The 16,692-nt window shown below is 67.6% G+C and carries 12 protein-coding genes; 8 read left to right on the top strand and 4 right to left on the bottom strand.

Annotated features, from left to right (window positions below; translation table 11 throughout):
• Positions 1 to 100: 100 nt before the first annotated feature.
• On the bottom strand, positions 101 to 616 hold the full coding sequence (locus F6S87_RS01570) for a GNAT family N-acetyltransferase (protein WP_163226914.1): 516 nt from the start codon (positions 614 to 616) through the stop codon (positions 101 to 103).
• 110 nt (positions 617 to 726) lie between these two features.
• Here F6S87_RS01570 and pth point away from each other — a divergent pair, with 110 nt between their 5' ends.
• Both pth and mfd read left to right on the top strand, forming a co-directional pair.
• Positions 727 to 1,329 (top strand): aminoacyl-tRNA hydrolase, encoded by a 603-nt coding sequence (gene pth, locus F6S87_RS01575; RefSeq protein ID WP_163226915.1) that lies wholly within the window; start codon positions 727 to 729, stop codon positions 1,327 to 1,329.
• 105 nt (positions 1,330 to 1,434) lie between these two features.
• On the top strand, positions 1,435 to 5,031 hold the full coding sequence (mfd, locus tag F6S87_RS01580; protein WP_163226916.1) for a transcription-repair coupling factor: 3,597 nt from the start codon (positions 1,435 to 1,437) through the stop codon (positions 5,029 to 5,031).
• On the opposite strand, the gene F6S87_RS01585 is transcribed toward mfd, so the two are convergent.
• The 3 genes from F6S87_RS01585 to F6S87_RS01595 form a co-directional block, all read right to left on the bottom strand.
• Positions 5,028 to 6,905 carry an ABC transporter ATP-binding protein gene (locus F6S87_RS01585; protein ID WP_231129301.1) on the bottom strand — a complete coding sequence of 626 codons (1,878 nt, stop codon included), beginning with the start codon at positions 6,903 to 6,905 and terminating at the stop codon, positions 5,028 to 5,030. The genes mfd and F6S87_RS01585 overlap by 4 nt on opposite strands.
• Positions 6,906 to 6,912: 7 nt before the next feature.
• A complete protein-coding gene (locus F6S87_RS01590; protein WP_163226917.1) occupies positions 6,913 to 8,652 on the bottom strand; it encodes an ABC transporter ATP-binding protein in 1,740 nt (579 codons plus the stop codon).
• A gap of 187 nt (positions 8,653 to 8,839) precedes the next feature.
• On the bottom strand, positions 8,840 to 9,292 hold the full coding sequence (locus F6S87_RS01595) for a nucleoside 2-deoxyribosyltransferase (RefSeq protein ID WP_163226918.1): 453 nt from the start codon (positions 9,290 to 9,292) through the stop codon (positions 8,840 to 8,842).
• Positions 9,293 to 9,481: 189 nt separating this feature from the next.
• On the opposite strand from F6S87_RS01595, the gene F6S87_RS01600 reads away from it, so the two are divergent.
• The 6 genes from F6S87_RS01600 (at position 9,482) to F6S87_RS01625 (ending at position 16,625) form a co-directional block, all read left to right on the top strand.
• Positions 9,482 to 10,897: an aspartate ammonia-lyase gene (locus F6S87_RS01600; protein ID WP_163226919.1), complete on the top strand. Its 1,416-nt coding sequence runs from the start codon at positions 9,482 to 9,484 to the stop codon at positions 10,895 to 10,897.
• Positions 10,898 to 11,202: 305 nt separating this feature from the next.
• Entirely contained in the window at positions 11,203 to 11,658 is a 456-nt protein-coding gene (locus F6S87_RS01605; protein ID WP_163226920.1) for a FeoA family protein, read from the top strand.
• Between the two features lie 140 nt (positions 11,659 to 11,798).
• Complete coding sequence (gene feoB / locus F6S87_RS01610) at positions 11,799 to 13,727, top strand: ferrous iron transport protein B (RefSeq protein WP_407925108.1); 1,929 nt, start codon at positions 11,799 to 11,801, stop codon at positions 13,725 to 13,727.
• Between the two features lie 9 nt (positions 13,728 to 13,736).
• Complete coding sequence (locus F6S87_RS01615; RefSeq protein WP_163226922.1) at positions 13,737 to 14,105, top strand: hypothetical protein; 369 nt, start codon at positions 13,737 to 13,739, stop codon at positions 14,103 to 14,105.
• A 10-nt stretch (positions 14,106 to 14,115) separates the two neighbouring features.
• Positions 14,116 to 15,678 (top strand): glucose-6-phosphate dehydrogenase, encoded by a 1,563-nt coding sequence (zwf, locus tag F6S87_RS01620; RefSeq protein ID WP_163226923.1) that lies wholly within the window; start codon positions 14,116 to 14,118, stop codon positions 15,676 to 15,678.
• Entirely contained in the window at positions 15,675 to 16,625 is a 951-nt protein-coding gene (locus tag F6S87_RS01625; protein ID WP_163226924.1) for a glucose-6-phosphate dehydrogenase assembly protein OpcA, read from the top strand. The genes zwf and F6S87_RS01625 overlap by 4 nt, the downstream gene beginning before the upstream one ends.
• The last annotated feature ends 67 nt before the right edge of the window (positions 16,626 to 16,692 follow it).

The raw sequence follows: 16,692 nt of genomic DNA on the forward strand, positions 1-16,692 counted from the left end.
ATGGTCCGTCACCTGAAGGGGACGGACCATCGGTCTTCTCATTTGCAGCGATGCGCAATACGACTCGGCTGCTCGCCGGAGGGCCGCCGCGCATCGGGAATCATCGCAGGTTCAGGTACCAGTAGCTCATGTCCTTGAGCTCGCCGGTGCTGTCGCGGGCGGCGAGGGGAAGGACTCCGAACTCGGTGAAGCCGAACTTCTTCACGAGCGCGAGCGAACCCTTGTTCGTCGCGAAGATGACGGCGACGAGCGTGCGCAGGTCGTGCCTGTGCGCCTCGTCGACGAGCGTCTTGAGCGTGAACGCGCCGATGCCGCGGCCGCGCCATGCCGGATCGACGTAGTAGGCGATGTCGTCTACGCCGCGGTAGCCTTCCCGCTCGTGGAACGGGCCGAAGGCGCCGAACGCGACGACGGTGCCGTGCTCGGCGTCGGGTTCGTGTGCCTCGACGACGTAGACGGCGTCCTGCTCGCGCATCCAGTCGATGCGCTGCTCCAGCGTGCGCGGTGTCAGGTCGGCGGAAGCGCCGCCGGCGGTGACGGCGGCATTGTAGATGTCGGCGATTCGCGGTGCATCCGCATCGGTCGCCGGCCGATAGGTGAATTCGTGATCGGTCATGCTCTCGAGCTTACGGCATGGACCCGTGGCGAGTGTTTTCACTCGGTCAGAGTTGGACACTACGATGGCTGACGATTAATTGTTCAACCACGTGGAACGGAAAGATTGTCATGGCTTCGTCGGAATTCTGGCTGATCGTCGGTCTGGGGAATCCCGGATCCAAGTACCGGGGAACCCGGCACAACATGGGGTTCGCCGTCGCGAACGAACTCGCCGAACGCTGGTCCGTCAACTTCTCGAACCACAAGGGCCTCGCCGACCTCGGCAAGGGCACGATGTCGCTGGGAGGACAGTCGCGCAAGTTCTTCCTCGCCAAGCCCCTGACGTTCATGAACAACTCGGGCCAGGCCGTCGCCTCGATCAGCGAGTACTACCACATCAGGCCGGACCACATCGTCGTCGCGCACGACGACATGGACCTCGTCTTCGGCCGCATCAAGCTCAAGAAGGGCGGCAGCGCCGGCGGCCACAACGGCATCAAGTCGATCGACCGCTGCCTGCACACGCCCGAGTACTACCGCGTGCGCATGGGCGTCGGCCATTCCAACCGCGGCGGCGACGCCCACGAGAACAGCATCAACTGGGTGCTTGGCGGCTTCAACGCGGCGCAGAAGAAGGAAATGCCGACGTTCCTCGCCGACGGCGCCGACGCCGTCGAGGCGATCATGTTCGAGGGCCTGCAAAAGGCGCAGGACAAGTACAACGCCCGCTGAGACGGACGAATCGTACCGAATATCAGGGCCCGTCCCGCAGCCGCCCGGTCGCCGGGAACGCCGCGGAGCGGGCATCGTCCATCGTTTGACAGGGGGCAAGACCGCATGGACACCACGAAGCAGGACACGGCAACGGCCGGCAGCGACACCGCGACCACCGAGCCGCTCGACGGCTCGCTCGCGGCGCTCGTCGGCGAGCTCGCCGACGGCGACGCCGGCTTCCGCAGGCTCGCCGACGGCGACGTCGAGCCGGACGCCGACGACACCGACCCGACGATCCTCGTCGGCGCCCCGGAAGGCATCCGCCCGGCGCTCGCCGCCGCGACGGCGCACGGCCGGCCGGTTGTCGTCGTCGTGCCGTCCGACCGGCAGTCGGGCGACATGGTCGCCTCGATCCGCAGCTGGTACGACGGCGACCCGGCGACCGTCGCCGAACTGCAGGCGTGGGAAACGCTGCCGCATGAACGGCTCTCGCCGCGCGCCGACACCGTCGCCAACCGCATGGCCGTGTTCACCCGGCTCGTCCATCCGCGCGAAGGCTCCGACATGTTCGGCCCGATCAGGATCCTCGTCATGCCGGTGCGCTCGCTGATCCAGCCGGTCGTCAGGGGCATCGGCGACGTCGAGCCGCTCGTCTTCGCCGTCGGCGAGGAAGTCTCGCTCGATGACGCGGCGGCCGCGCTCGTGCGCAACGCGTACACCCGCGTCGAGCTCGTCATGGACCGCGGCGAATTCGCCGTGCGTGGCGGCATCCTCGACGTGTTTCCGCCGACGATGCCGCATCCGGTGCGCATCGAGTTCTTCGGCGACGAAATCGACTCGATCCGCGAATTCCACGCCTCCGACCAGCGCACGTACGGCGAGCCGATCCGGCGCATCTGGGCGACGCCGTGCCGCGAGCTGCAGCTGACCGACGACGTGCGCAACCGCGCGAAGGCGCTGGCCGGCCGCATTCCGAACGCCGACGACATGCTCGCCTCGATCGCCGACGGCATTCCGGTCGAGGGCATGGAGGCGCTGATGCCGGTGCTCGTCGACGAGATGGAGCCGGTGACGACGATGCTGCCGAAGGACGCCGTCGTCATGCTGTGCGATCCGGAGAAGCTGCGCCGTTCCGTCGACGACCTCGTCAAGACGTCGAACGAGTTCCTCGCGACGAGCTGGCATGTCGCCGCCTCCGGCCACGGCGCCGGCGCGCCGATCTCGTTCGACCGCGCGAACTTTTACGACTACGGGGAAATCACGGCGTCGCTGGCGTATAGCGAGCGCGACCTGTGGAACGTCACGAGCTTTCCCGTCGACGACTCGTCGTCGTCGAGCGCCGTGCAGCTCGGCGCCGTCGCGCCGGCGAACTTCCGCGGCGACGAGTCGAAGACGACGGCGGGACTGCAGGGGCTGCTTGACGACGGCTACCGGGTGACGATCACGGCGGCCGGTCACGGCACGCTCTCGAGGCTGCGCCGGATGCTGCATTCGGCCGGCATCACCAGGTTCGACGCGGTGCGCTCGATGGCGTTCGACGGCTTCGTCGACGGCAAGGCGAAGGTGGCCGTGCTCACCGAACGCGACATCACCGGCCACGCGAGCGCGGCGGGCGGTCCGAAGACGCCGAAGAAGCGGCGCAAGGCGATCGACCTGATGGAGTTGAAGCCGGGCGACTACGTGGTCCATGAGCAGCACGGCATCGGCCGGTTCCTCGAGATGCGCCAGCGCACGACCGGCACCGGCAAGAACCAGGCGACGCGCGAGTATCTCGTCATCGAGTACGCGCCGAGCAAGCGCAACGCGCCGGCCGACAAGCTGTTCGTGCCGACCGACCAGCTCGACCAGGTCAGCAAGTACATCGGTTCGGACGCGCCGAAGCTCAACAAGCTTGGCGGCTCGGACTGGGCGAACACGAAGGCGAAGGCGAAGAAGCACGTCCACGAGGTCGCCGAGGACCTCATCAGGCTGTATTCGGCGCGCCAGCGGTCGAAGGGTTTCGCGTTTTCGCCGGACACGCCGTGGCAGAAGGAGCTCGAGGACGCCTTCCCCTACCAGGAGACAGCCGACCAGCTGACGACGATCGACGACGTCAAGGCCGACATGGAGAAGCCGCTGCCGATGGACCGGCTGATCTGCGGCGACGTCGGCTTCGGCAAGACCGAGATCGCCGTGCGCGCCGCATTCAAGGCCGTGCAGGACTCGAAGCAGGTCGTCGTGCTCGTGCCGACGACGCTGCTCGCCCAGCAGCACCTCGAGACGTTCACCGAACGGTTCGAGGGCTTCCCGGTCAACGTCCGCGCGATGAGCCGTTTCCAGTCGGCGAAGGAGATCCGCGAGACGGAAGAGGGCCTCGCGGACGGGACCGTCGATGTCGTCATCGGCACGCACAAGCTGCTCAACCCGTCGATCAAGTTCAAGGACCTGGGCCTCGTCATCATCGACGAGGAACAGCGCTTCGGCGTGGAGCACAAGGAGACACTCAAGGCGCTGCGCACCAATGTGGATGTCCTGTCGCTGTCGGCGACGCCGATCCCCCGCACGCTCGAGATGGCGATCACCGGCATCCGCGAGATGTCGACGCTGGCGACGCCGCCGGAGGACCGCCTGCCGGTGCTGACGTATGTCGGCGCCTACGAGGATTCGTCGGTCGCGGCGGCCATCCGGCGCGAGCTGATGCGCGGCGGCCAGGTGTTCTTCCTGCACAACCGCGTCGAGGACATTTCGCGCACGGCGGCTCGCATCCAGGAGCTCGTGCCGGAGGCGAAGGTCGGCATCGCCCACGGCAAGATGGGCAAGAAGCAGCTCGACGAGGTCATCCAGGACTTCTGGCACCGCGACATCGACGTGCTCGTCACGACGACGATCATCGAGACCGGCCTCGATATCTCGAACGCGAACACGCTGATCGTCGACCATGCCGACCGGTTCGGCCTCTCGCAGCTGCACCAGCTGCGCGGCCGCGTGGGCCGCGGCCACGAACGCGCCTACGCCTACTTCCTCTACGATCCGGCCAGGCCGATGACCGAGCAGTCGCACGAGCGCCTCGTCACGATCGCGCAGAACACGGCGCTGGGTTCCGGCTTCGACGTCGCGATGAAGGACCTGGAGCTGCGCGGCACCGGCAACCTGCTCGGCGACGAGCAGTCCGGCCACATCGAGGGTGTCGGCTTCGACCTGTACGTGCGCATGGTCTCGCAGGCCATCGAGGAGGCGAAGGAACCGGACGGCGCTGCCGCCGAGCCGGTCGCCGTCTCGATCGACCTGCCGGTCGAGGCCTCCATTCCCGTCGACTACATCGATTCGGACAAGCTGCGCCTCGAGGTCTACCGCAAGCTCGCGTCGGCGCGGGGCGAGGCGGACCTGAAGGACCTGCACGAGGAGCTGCGCGACCGCTATGGCGAGCCGCCGGCCGAGTTCGACGCGCTGTTCGACATCGCGCGGCTTCGCGAGAAGGCCCGCGCGCTGGGCATCACCGAGATCTTCTCGCAGGGCCGCACGGTGCGCATCGGCAGGATCGATCCTCCCGATTCGGTGCAGATGCGCATCAAGCGCATCTACCACGGCGCCCAGTACCGTCCGGTGACGCATCAGGTGACGGTGCCGGCCCCGTTCGCCGGGTCGCTCGGCTCGAAGCCGATGACGAGTGACGAGGTCGTGCGCTGGACCGAGGTCCTGCTTGACGACCTCGCATGGACGCCGAAGCCGAAGGCGGCCTAGGCGAACTGGGCGTTGTACATCGCGGCGTAGCGGCCGTTCCGCGCCATCAGGTCGGCGTGCGTGCCGTGCTCGAGGATGTCGCCGTGTTCCATGTAGAGGATCAGGTCGGCGTCGAGCACCGTCGACAGGCGGTGGGCGATGACGAAACTCGTGCGGCCCTTCATCAGCGCGTCCATGCCGTGCGAGATCGCCGCCTCGGTGCGCGTGTCCACCGACGACGTCGCCTCGTCGAAGACGAGCATGGCCGGGTCGGCGAGGAACACGCGGGCGATTGTCAACAGCTGGCACTGGCCGGCGGACAGGTTCGCGGCCTCGTTGTCCAGCATCGTGTCGTAGCCGTGCGGCAGCGTGCGGATGAAGAAGTCGGCGTGCGCGGCCTTCGCGGCGGCCACGATCTCGTCGCGGCTGGCGTCCGGCCGGCCGTAGGCGATGTTCTCGGCGACGGTGCCGCCGAACAGCCACGTGTCCTGCAGCACCATGCCGAAATGCGAGCGCAGCTCGGCCCGCGTCATCCTCGCCGTGTCGACGCCGTCGAGCGTGATCGCGCCGCCGTCGATCTCGTAGAACCGCAGCAGCAGGTTGACGAGCGTCGTCTTGCCGGCGCCGGTCTGGCCGACGATCGCGACTTTCGTGCCCGGTTCGGCGACGAACGAGACGCCGCGCATCAGCGGGGCGGACGGATCGTAGCCGAAGCTCACGTCGGCGAACTCGACGCGGCCATGTACCGGGCCGTCGATGGCGAGCGCGTCGCCGGGCGCCGGGTCCGGCCGTTCCTCCGGCGCGTCGAGCAGCTCGAACGTGCGTTCGGCCGACGCGAGCGACGACTGCAGCGAGTTGACGACGAACGTCGCCTCGGTGATCGGCTCGCCGATCTGCACGACGTACTGGAAGTAGGCCTGGGCGACGCCGATCGACATGCGGCCGCCGGCCATCATCCAGGCGGCGAGCAGCGCGATGGCGACCTGCGCGAAGCGGTTGACCATGCGCACGAGCGGATTGACGCAGTTCGTCAGGAAGTCGGTGTACTGCGAGACCTCGCGCACCTGCTCGGTCAGCCTGCCGAAGTCGCGGCGGCTCGCGGCTTCGCGGTTGCTCGCCTTGATGACCTGGCGGCCCTGGTAGTATTCCTCGGCCATGCCGGTCAGTTCGCCGACGAGCCGCTGGCGACGGCTGGCGGCGGCGAGGTTCTTCTCGGCGACGCTCTTCGTGATGAGCAGGTTGAGGGCGACGAATAGCAGGAAGACAAGCGTGAGGACCCACGAGTAGTAGGCCATGATGACAAGCGCGACGACGGTGTTGAGGACGGCCTGCAACAGCCGGACGAGGCCGTTCTGCATCGTCTCGCTGATGCGGTCGAGGTCGTTCGTCACGCGGCTGAGCGTCTCGCCGGGACGGTGGTCGTCGAACCAGCCGAGCGGCAGGCGCCCCAGCTTCGCGGCGATCTGCTCGCGCAGCGTCAGGTTGAGTTTCTCGGCGACGCTGGCGACGAGGAGGATCTGGATGTAGTAGAACAGCCATTCGAGCAGCAGGATGGCGGCGTAGACGGCGATCGCGAGGCCGGCGCTGCCGTTGGCGAACGTCAGCTTGAACGATTCGCCCGTCGTCCAGCTGCGCTGGATGTCGGCCCAGAGCGTGTTGATGACGATCGCGCTGTATGCCGGGCCGGCGACGTGGAAGCCGGTGTACAGCACCGTCGACACGAGGACGGCGGCCAGGCGCAGCCGCTGGTTCGAGAACTGCCTGGCGAGGCGCTTCGTCGTGGCCCAGGCGTGCTTTGGCGCCCCGCTTGGCTCCTCGACAGCGTCGCGCTGCGCGAGCATGGCGGTTTCGTCGGCCCGCAGGTCCTCGACGAATTCGTCGGTGGCGTTGGTCATGACTCTCCTACTCCCGGGTTTGCGAGGCGACGATTTCGCGGTAGACGTCGCAGTGGTCCATCAGTTCGTCGTGGGTGCCCTGGCCGGCGACACGGCCGTCCGACAGCACGACGATGTGGTCGGCGTGGCGGATGGTGTTGACGCGCTGGGCGACGATCAGCACGGCCTTGTCGCCCATCTCCTCCTTCAGGGCCCGGCGCAGCGCCGCGTCGGTCGCGAAGTCGAGGGCCGAGAACGAGTCGTCGAAGACGACGAGCTGGCTGGGGCCGACGAGTGCGCGGGCGATCGACAGGCGCTGGCGCTGGCCGCCGGAAAAGTTGGATCCGCCGAGGGCCACGGGCCGGGCCAGGACGGAAGGATCGCTCGCGATGTCGCCGACGAACGGGGCCGACTGCGAGACGTCGAGGGCGCGTCGCAACTCGGTCAGGCCGGCGGCGTCGGAACGGTGCCGCAGGTTCTCGCCGACGGTGCCGGAGAACAGCCACGCCCGCTGCTGGATGTAGGCGACGTGACGGTGCAGGTCGGCCTGCCGCATGGCCTTGACGTCGACGCCGTCGAGCAGCACGTGGCCGGTCGTCGCGTCGTGGAAGCGCAGCGCGAGCATGGCGACGGTCGATTTGCCGGAGCCGGTGCCGCCGATGACCGCCGTCGTCTTCCCCACCGAGCAGCTGAACGAGACGGCCGACAGCGCATCCTCGGACGCGTCCGGGAACCGGAAGCCGACGTTGTCGAAGCGCAGCACCTCGCCGTCGGCGAGCGGTGCCGCCCCGGCCATGTCGACGGGATCGTCGGGGTCGGCGATCGACGGCGTGCAGGCGAGCACCTCGTCGACGCGGCGCGCGCATTCGAGGGCGCGCGGGAGCATCGCGATCATCATCTGCGCCATCATCAGGAAGAACAGGCACATGACGGCGTATTCGGACAGGGCGACCAGTCCGCCGATCTGGAACTCGCCGAGCGCGATGTAGTGGCCGGAGACGAACAGCATCAGCGCGATGAACAGGTTGATGGCCAGGTACGACAGGCCGTCGAGGTTGGCGAACATGCGGTTCGCGCGGATCGATGTCGTCGCGTAGTCGGCGAACGTGCGGTCCATGCGCGCTTCCTCGTCGGCTTCCCTGCCGAACGCGCGCACGACGCGCACGCCGGTCAGGTTCTCGAGCAGCACGGCGCCGATCCTGTCGAGCAGCTTCTGCAGTCTCCGGTACAGCGGCGAGGCGGCGGTGAGGATGACGACGCCGAGGACGATGACGACGGCCATCGCCGCCGTCAGCAGCCAGCCGATGCGCGCGGAGATGCGGAACGAGAGCACGAGCGACGTGCCGACCATGAACGGCACCGGCAGCATCATGAAGTTGAAGTCCGACAGCGCGACCTGGATGACGTTGATGTCGGACATCGTGCGCGTCGTCATCGAGGCGAGGCCGAACTGCGCGAAGTCGTACGCGGACAGCTCGAGCGACTTGGCGTACAGGTCGTCGCGCATGTCCCTGGCGACGCGGGCCGACAGCTTCGCGACGGCGTAGCCGCTCCAGATGGCCGTGCCGGACGCGACGAGGCTGGCGACGGCCATCAGCAGGCAGCTCGTCGCCATCGCGGAGAAACCGCCGCCGGCCGCCGCCTCGTCGATGAGGTCGGCCGCGTACGTCGGGATGAGCAGCGACGCGACGGCGTTGACGGCGGTCAGCACGACGATCAGCGTCGCGAGTTTCCATTGCGGTCGGATGTAGCGCAGGACCAGTCGCACGACAGTCGCCTTCCATGGGTCGATTCGGACAGGGTGAATGCCCCCATCTTGTCATGTCCGCGCCCGGCAATGCATCCTCCGTGCGGATGATGGACGGCCGCTGCCCGCCCGAACGCCGCAGCCCCTCCCGATGACATCGGGAGGGGCCGCGGCAGGGAAACAGTCGGTGTTTCCGCGAGACGGTCGGTCAGTACTGCGTGACCTCGACCGATTCGAACTTGCCGGAGTCGAGCAGCGCCTCGAGGTCGGCCGGCCCGGTGAGGATGACGGTCGCGGCCTGCGCGATCATCAGGTTCATCTTCGCGCCGGGCTGGATGCCCTCGGCGTAGACGTAGACCGGCTTGCCGAGCGAGTAGGCGTAGCCGATCTCGAACATCGTGCCGGGATCGGTGTCCATGACGTTGGCGATCAGGGCGCGCGAGTTGCGGATGCCCTGCAGGTCGACGTTGAAGCACTGCGTGGGGCCGACCGTCGACAGGTCGGCGGCGAAGCGCGGCATGAACAGGCGCTTGTGGCGGACCGTCAGCACGTGCTCGAGGCGTTCCATGCTCTGCATTTCCGGATGGGTGAAGAACGGGCCGGCGACGAAGAAGTCGTAGATCGGCTCGGACGACGTGAAGTTGGTATCGTGAATGTTCATCGTTTCCATACCTTCATTCAACCTTCACATTGCCAACGACTCGCCACAATCAGCTCCCGGCAAAGTCGGCACGGACGCGGGCCGGCGTTTCGTCGGGGAAGTTGTTCCAACGGTCGGGGCACACTGGACGGCGGACATTGAATATTGGACATGGCCGGCGGGTGCCGGTCGAAAGCGAGAACAACGACGATGACAGAGATGCGGCTCGAACACGATTGCATTGGACCGCTGGGCGTTCCGTCGAACGTGTACTGGGGCATCCACACGCAGCGCGCGATCGAGAACTTCCCGGTTTCCGGCATTCCGGAGGCCGATCATCCGGCGCTCGTGCGGGCGTACGCCGTCATCAAGCGCGCCTGCGCGATGGCCAACCGCGAACTCGGCCTGCTCGACGAGACGAAGGCCGGCTACATCATCGAGGCCTGCAAGGAGATCGAGGCCGGCAAGCTCGCCGACCAGTTCCCGGTCGACGTGCTGCAGGGCGGCGCCGGCACGTCGATGAACATGAACATGAACGAGGTCGTCGCCAACCGCGCCCTCGAGCTCGCCGGCCGTCCGCGCGGCGACTACGCCACCATCCATCCGAACGACGACGTCAACAAGTCGCAGTCGACGAACGACACGTATCCGGCGGCCTGCAAGCTGTCGATCGCCCGCGGGCTCGATTCGCTGCGCGAATCGTGCGAGAAGCTGCGCGTGGCGTTCCACGAGCTCGCCGACCGCCACGTCACCGACGTCAAGCTCGGCCGCACGCAGCTGCAGGACGCCGTGCCGATGACGTACGGCCAGGAGTTCCACGCGTTCGCGTCGTTCATGAAGCTCGACCTGAAGGCGATGGACATGCTCGTGCCGCAGCTGTGCGACCTCAACCTCGGCGCGACGGCGATCGGCACCGGCATCTGCGCCGACCTGCGGTTCCGCGAGGCCGCCACGCGCCATCTCGCCGAGCTGACCGGCTTGCCGGTCGTCGCCGCGCACGATCCGGTCGCCTCGGTCACCGACATGTCGGCATACATCGCCGCGTCGGCGACGCTGAAGAACCTCGCCGTGCACCTGAAGAAGGCGGCCGACGACCTGCGCCTGCTCAACTCCGGCCCGCGCGCCGGCTTCGAGGACCTGCGCCTGCCGGCGCGCCAGGCAGGCAGCTCGATCATGCCGGCGAAGGTCAACCCGGTCATCCCCGAATGCGTGGACCAGTGCTGCTTCACCGTCTTCGGCATGGACGTCACCGTCAACTGGGCGTGCGCCGAGGGCCAGCTGCAGCTCAACGCGTTCGACCCGGTCATCATCCACGAGATCCTGACCGGCATGACGCTGATCATCAACGCGATGGACATGTTCCGCACGAAGTGCATCGACGGCATCGAGATCAACGCCGAGATCGGCCGGCTGTACGCCGAGCAGTCGCCGTCGCTGTCGGCGGCGCTCAACGGCACGCTCGGCTACGAGAAGGCGATGGGCATTGCCGAACAGGCCGTCGCCGAGCAGCGCACGATCCGCGACGTCGCCGCCGAGCGCACCGACCTGCCGGCCGGCAAGCTCGACGAGCTGCTCGACGTCGCCGCCCTCTCCCGCGCCCTCGGCCAGACCTGCCGCGAGCAGTAGACGGTCGCGCTCCCGGCCGCTCCCGTCGTGTCGCAATCTCGCGAGCCGATCGCGTGATTGCGACACGACAAGGTCCTGTGTCCATATCGTGAAGACGGGCGAACGGGGTTGCGCCGGCAAAATGGAGCAGGATTGCGCTGGCGGCGGGACGGGCCAAAAGCTCGCGGGAACCATGCGATCGCGGGAATCATTCCTGATTGTCGCCAACAAAATGGAGCAGCCCGAACGGTGGCCCTGCACTGAAATGGATCCAACCGGATCCATTTTTTGTTGAAATGGAGCATTGCCGCAGTCACAATGGAACCATGCTTGTTCAATCCCCCACACAGTCGCCGGCCCGGCTGACAGTGCGCACGGCGCCGCTCGGCGTCGACGTCGTCATCGAGTCGATCGGCCTCGACGAACGCCACCGCTTCCGCATGCTCGAGCTCGGCCTGCGTTCCGGAACCGTCGTCCGCGTCATCCAGAAGGCGAACTTCGGCGGCCGCGTGGTCGCGAAGGGCTACGAACGGATCGCCATCGACGGCAAGACGGCCGCCGCCATCGGAGTCGCCGTCGCGCACGATGCGCACGCCGGCACCGCGTCCCCGGCCGACGACATCTACGTCGATCCCGGCCACCGTCACTCCTCCCCCGCCGACCGCGAAACGGCCGCCGACTGGAAGGTTGAAGAGGAACGGAAGGCCGAAGAGGACCGGAAGGCCGAACCCGCCGGCGACGACGACGAGTCCATCACCGCCGCGACGAACGAGGAGAAATAAGAGAGATGGCCAACACCAAATGTCATGAAGGACGCCGCGGCCTCGCCGTACTGCTGCCGGAACGCCACGGCGACGACTGCTGCGCGGAACACGCCGGCGGCGACCATTCGGCGGATCCCCATGGCCACGCCGCCACGCCGATGGCCTCCCACCACCGGCGCGTCGTGTTCATCGGCAACCCGAACGTCGGCAAGTCGTCAATGTTCAACGCCATTCTCGGCGCCCGTGCCCGCGTGATGAACGCGCCGGGCACGACGGTCCTGCTCGAGCGCGGCGACTACCGGTACGACGACCAGACCTGGGACCTCATCGACACGCCCGGCACCTATTCGCTGCTGCCGCTGTCCCCCGACGAGCAGGTCGCCGCGCAGGCGGCGATCGGCAACGACGGCAACGCCGAGCCGGACCTCATCGTCGCCACGCTGGACGCGACGAACATTGCCCGTTCGCTGTACTTCCTCGCGATGATTCTCGAACTGGGCCGGCCGACCGTCGTCGCGCTGACGATGAACGACCTCGCCGCGAAGAACGGCGCCGAAGTCGATCCGAAGGCGCTGTCCCGCGCGCTGTCCGGCGTGCCGGTCGTCCAGGTCGACGGCCGTACCGGACGTGGCACCGCCCGCCTGATGCAGGTCATCAACGAGAGCTTCGCCGGCACGCCGATGCCCGCCGGGCTGCACCCGGTCGACCCGCAGGAAGTCGACGTCAAGCAGTGGGTGGAAGGCCGCGCCGACGAACGCTTCGACTGGGCCGCCTGCGTCATCGCGGACATCAACCTCGAGGACCGCGAGCGTTCGACGTTCTCCGACCGCATCGACCGCGTGCTGCTCCATCCGGTCGGCGGCATCGTCGTCTTCCTCGCCGTCATGTTCCTCGTTTTCCAGGCGACGACGTGGCTGGCCGGTCCGGCGCAGGACTGGATCGACGGCGACGTGCGCGACTGGATCACCGGCGGCATCGACCAGGTGTTCGCGCTGTTCGGTCCCGACGCCGCGGACGGCTGGCTGCACGGCCTGCTCGTCGACGGCCTGCTCGACGGCATCGTCACGGTGCTCACGTTCATTCCGCCGATGGGCATCATGTTCATCCTGCTGTCGCTGCTCGAGGATTCGGGCTACCTGGCGCGCGCGGCGTTCGTCATGGACCGCGCGATGCGCCTCGTCGGCCTCGACGGCCGCGCGTTCCTGCCGATCGTCGTAGGCTTCGGCTGCAACCTGCCGGCGCTCGCCGCCACGCGCACGCTGCCGGACTCGCGCCAGCGAGTGCTCACCGGCATGCTCATTCCGTTCAGCTCGTGCTCGGCGCGCCTGTCGGTCTATCTCGTGCTCGCCTACGCGTTCTTCCGCGAGCAGGCCGGCCTCGTCGTGTTCGGCATGTACGTGTTCTCGATCGTGCTGATTCTCGCCGTCGGCATCCTGCTGCGCAAGGTCAAGTTCCATTCGCTCGAGCCGGAGCCGTTCGCGATGAGCCTGCCGCCGTACCAGTGCCCGCGCCTGCTCGTGCTCGTCAAGTCGGTGCTGGCCCGCCTGTGGGGCTTCATCCGCGGCGCCTCGTCGATCATCGTCACGATGATCGTCATCGTCTGGGTGCTGCAGGGCATTCCGGCGACGGCCAGCGCCGGCTCGTTCGGCGACGTCGAGGACGTGCACGAGTCGGTCTACGGCGTCGTCGCCGACGCGATCGCGCCGGTCTTCAAGCCGGCCGGCTTCGACGACTGGCATGCGTCGGCCGCGCTGATGACCGGCTTCGTCGCCAAGGAAGTCGTCGTCGGCTCGCTGTCGCAGTCGTACGCGATCGACACCGGCGACGAGACCGAGGCCGAGGAAGGCTCCGGCTCGCTCGGCACCGCGATCGCGAACTCGTTCGAGGAAAGTTCCGGCGGGCACGGCAAGGCGGCGGCGATCGCGTTCCTGCTGTTCACGCTCGCCTACACGCCGTGCCTGGCGACGGTCGCCGAGCTCAAGCGACAATACGGCGGCAAGATCGCCGCGCAGACCGTCGGCCTGGGCCTCGTGACCGCCTACATTCTCGCCGTCGTCGCCTTCCAGCTGCTGCGGCTGATCATCTAGGCCGGGCCCATGACTGGATTTCGCAAGACAGGGGACGATTCGCGCGACGGAACCACGCGCGCGAATCGTCCTTCCGTCATGGAACTCGTCGTCGACGACCTCGGGCACGGCATGACGGTCGGCGAGTGCGCGAGGAAACGCAAGCTGCCGCGTGATTTCATCGAGCAGATCGTCGATTATGCGCGCCGGAAGGGCACGCTCGACGTCGTCGAGCTGACGAAGGGTTGCTCGACGGGAGCATGCGACCCCGATCCCGACTCGCTGATCTGCGCCGGCTGCCCGCTCGTGCCGGCCGGCCAGGGCAACCGGCTGACGATTCGCGCGATGCTGTCCCGCCGGTCGCGACGGGCCGCAGGCGCCGATCGGCGACGCGAGTAGGATGGCACACATGAGTGAACAACCGTCCAATTCCGCCGGGGCGACCGAGCCGTGGCACAATCCGCTGCGCGACCCCCGCGACCTGAGGCTGCCGCGGATCGCCGGCCCGTGCAGCATCGTCATCTTCGGCGTGACCGGCGACCTGTCCCGCAAGAAGCTGTTGCCGGCGATCTACGACCTCGCCAACCGCGGCCTGCTGCCGCCGAGCTTCGGCCTGACCGGCTTCGGCCGGCGCGACTGGAGCGAGGAGGAGTTCCGCGACTTCGTCAAGACGAACGTCAAGGCCCACTGCCGCACGCAGTTCGACGAGATGACCTGGCAGCAGCTCGCGAAGGGCATCCGCTTCGTGCGGGGCACGTTCGAGGACGAGGACGCGTTCGACCGGCTGTCGACGACGGTCGCCGAACTCGACCGCGACCGCGGCACGCGCGGCAACCACGCCTTCTACATGTCGGTGCCGCCGCGCGACTTCCCGATCGTCGCCCGCCAGCTGGCCCGCTGCGGCCTGGCCCATTCGACCGAGGGCGCGTGGCGCCGCGTCATCATCGAGAAGCCGTTCGGCCACGATCTCGAGAGCGCGAAGAAACTCGACAAACTCGTCTCCGAGGTGTTCGACCCGCAGTCGGTGTTCCGCATCGACCACTACCTGGGCAAGGAGACGGTCCAGAACATCCTCGCGCTCCGGTTCGCCAACAGCATGTACGAGCCGATCTGGAACAACAACTACGTCGACCACGTCCAGATCACGATGGCCGAGGACATCGGCGTGGCCGGCCGCGCCGGCTACTACGACGGCATCGGCGCCGCGCGCGACGTCATCCAGAACCACCTGCTGCAGCTGCTGGCGCTGACCGCCATGGAGGAGCCGATCTCGTTCGCCGCCGCCGACCTGACGGCCGAGAAGACGAAGGTGCTGTCCGCCGTCCGACTGCCGAAGGACCTCGCCGCCCACACGGCTCGCGGCCAGTACGCCGCCGGCTGGCAGGGCTCCGAGGAAGTGTGCGGCTACCTCGAGGAAAAGGGCATCGACCCGAACTCGACGACGGAAACCTACGCCGCCATCCGCCTCGATATCGACACGCGCCGCTGGGCCGGCGTGCCGTTCTACCTGCGCACCGGCAAGCGCCTCGGCCGTCGCGTCACCGAAGTCGCCGTCGTGTTCAAGCCGGCGCCGCACCTGCCGTTCGAGTCGACGGCCACGCAGGAGCTCGGCAAGAACGCGATCGTCATCCGCATCCAGCCCGACGAGGGCGTCACGATCCGCTTCGGCTCGAAGGTGCCGGGAGGATCGTCGATGGAAGTGCGCGACGTCTCGATGGACTTCTCGTACGGCCGCTCGTTCACGGAAAGCTCGCCGGAAGCCTACGAACGGCTCATCCTCGACGTGCTGCTCGGCGACCCGCCGCTGTTCCCGACGACCGAGGAAGTCAACCTGAGCTGGAAGATCCTCGACCCGATCGAGGACTTCTGGTCGACGCTCGGCCAGCCGCAACCGTACCGTGCCGGCACGTGGGGCCCGGAGGAAGCCGACGAGATGCTCGCCCGCGATGGACGTCGATGGAGGATGCCGTGATCATCACGATGAAGGACACCGAGACGAACGAGATCTCGGCGAAGCTGAACGACCTGCACGAGGAGCGCGGCGAGGCCGTGCTCGGCCGCGTGCTCACGCTCGTCATCATGACCGACGAGGACAATCTCGAGGAGTCGCTGCGCCTCGCCAACGAGGCGAGCCGCGAGCATCCGTGCCGCGTCATCGCGATCGCGCCGAGCACGCGCACCGTCACGAAGGAGGAGCACGACGCGGGCACCGCGACGTTCCTCGACGCCGAAGTGCGCATCGGGGCGGACGCCGGCGCCGGCGAGATCATCGTGCTGCGCCCGCGCGGCGGTCTCGTGCACCACGAGGACACGCTCGTCATCCCGCTGCTCGTCCCGGACGCGCCGGTCGTCGCCTGGTGGCCGACCGAGGCGCCGGCCAACCCGTCGAGGAACCGCCTCGGCGCGATGGCGACGAGCCGCATCACCGACGCGCAGCGCTCGTCGAACCCGATGCGCACGATGGAGGACCTGCGCCGCAACATGTCGTCGAAGAACGTCGACATGTCGTGGACGCGCCTGACCGTCTGGCGCGCCATGCTCGCGTCGTTGCTGGACCAGCCGCCGCACCTGCCGATCAAGTCGGTGCGCGTGACCGGTCCGGAAAACTTCCTGCCGATGGACCTGCTCGCCGCCTGGCTGCGACTGTGCCTCAACGTGCCGGTCGTGCTGGAAACCGAGCCGGAAGCCACTGCCGTCACCGGCGTCTACATGACGCGCGACGACGGCGTCGTGTCGCTGGAACGCCGTCCCGCCGACCAGGGCCTGGCCACCGTCAACGTGCCGGGCCAGTCGCCGCAGGCCATTCCGGTGCCCACGCGCACGCTGGAAGAGTGCCTGAGCGAGGAACTCGGCCGCCTCTACCCCGACGAGATCTACCGCGAAGTCATCACGAAGGGCTGGGACCTCATCCATCCGTGATGCACGACCATTCCAGACAGTTCCCAGACTTGTCGGGTTGAATCGTGCACAGTGCAGACAAACAGAT

Source organism: Bifidobacterium choloepi (genome assembly GCF_010667615.1).
In the GTDB taxonomy this organism is placed as follows: Bacteria; Actinomycetota; Actinomycetes; order Actinomycetales; family Bifidobacteriaceae; genus Bifidobacterium; species Bifidobacterium choloepi.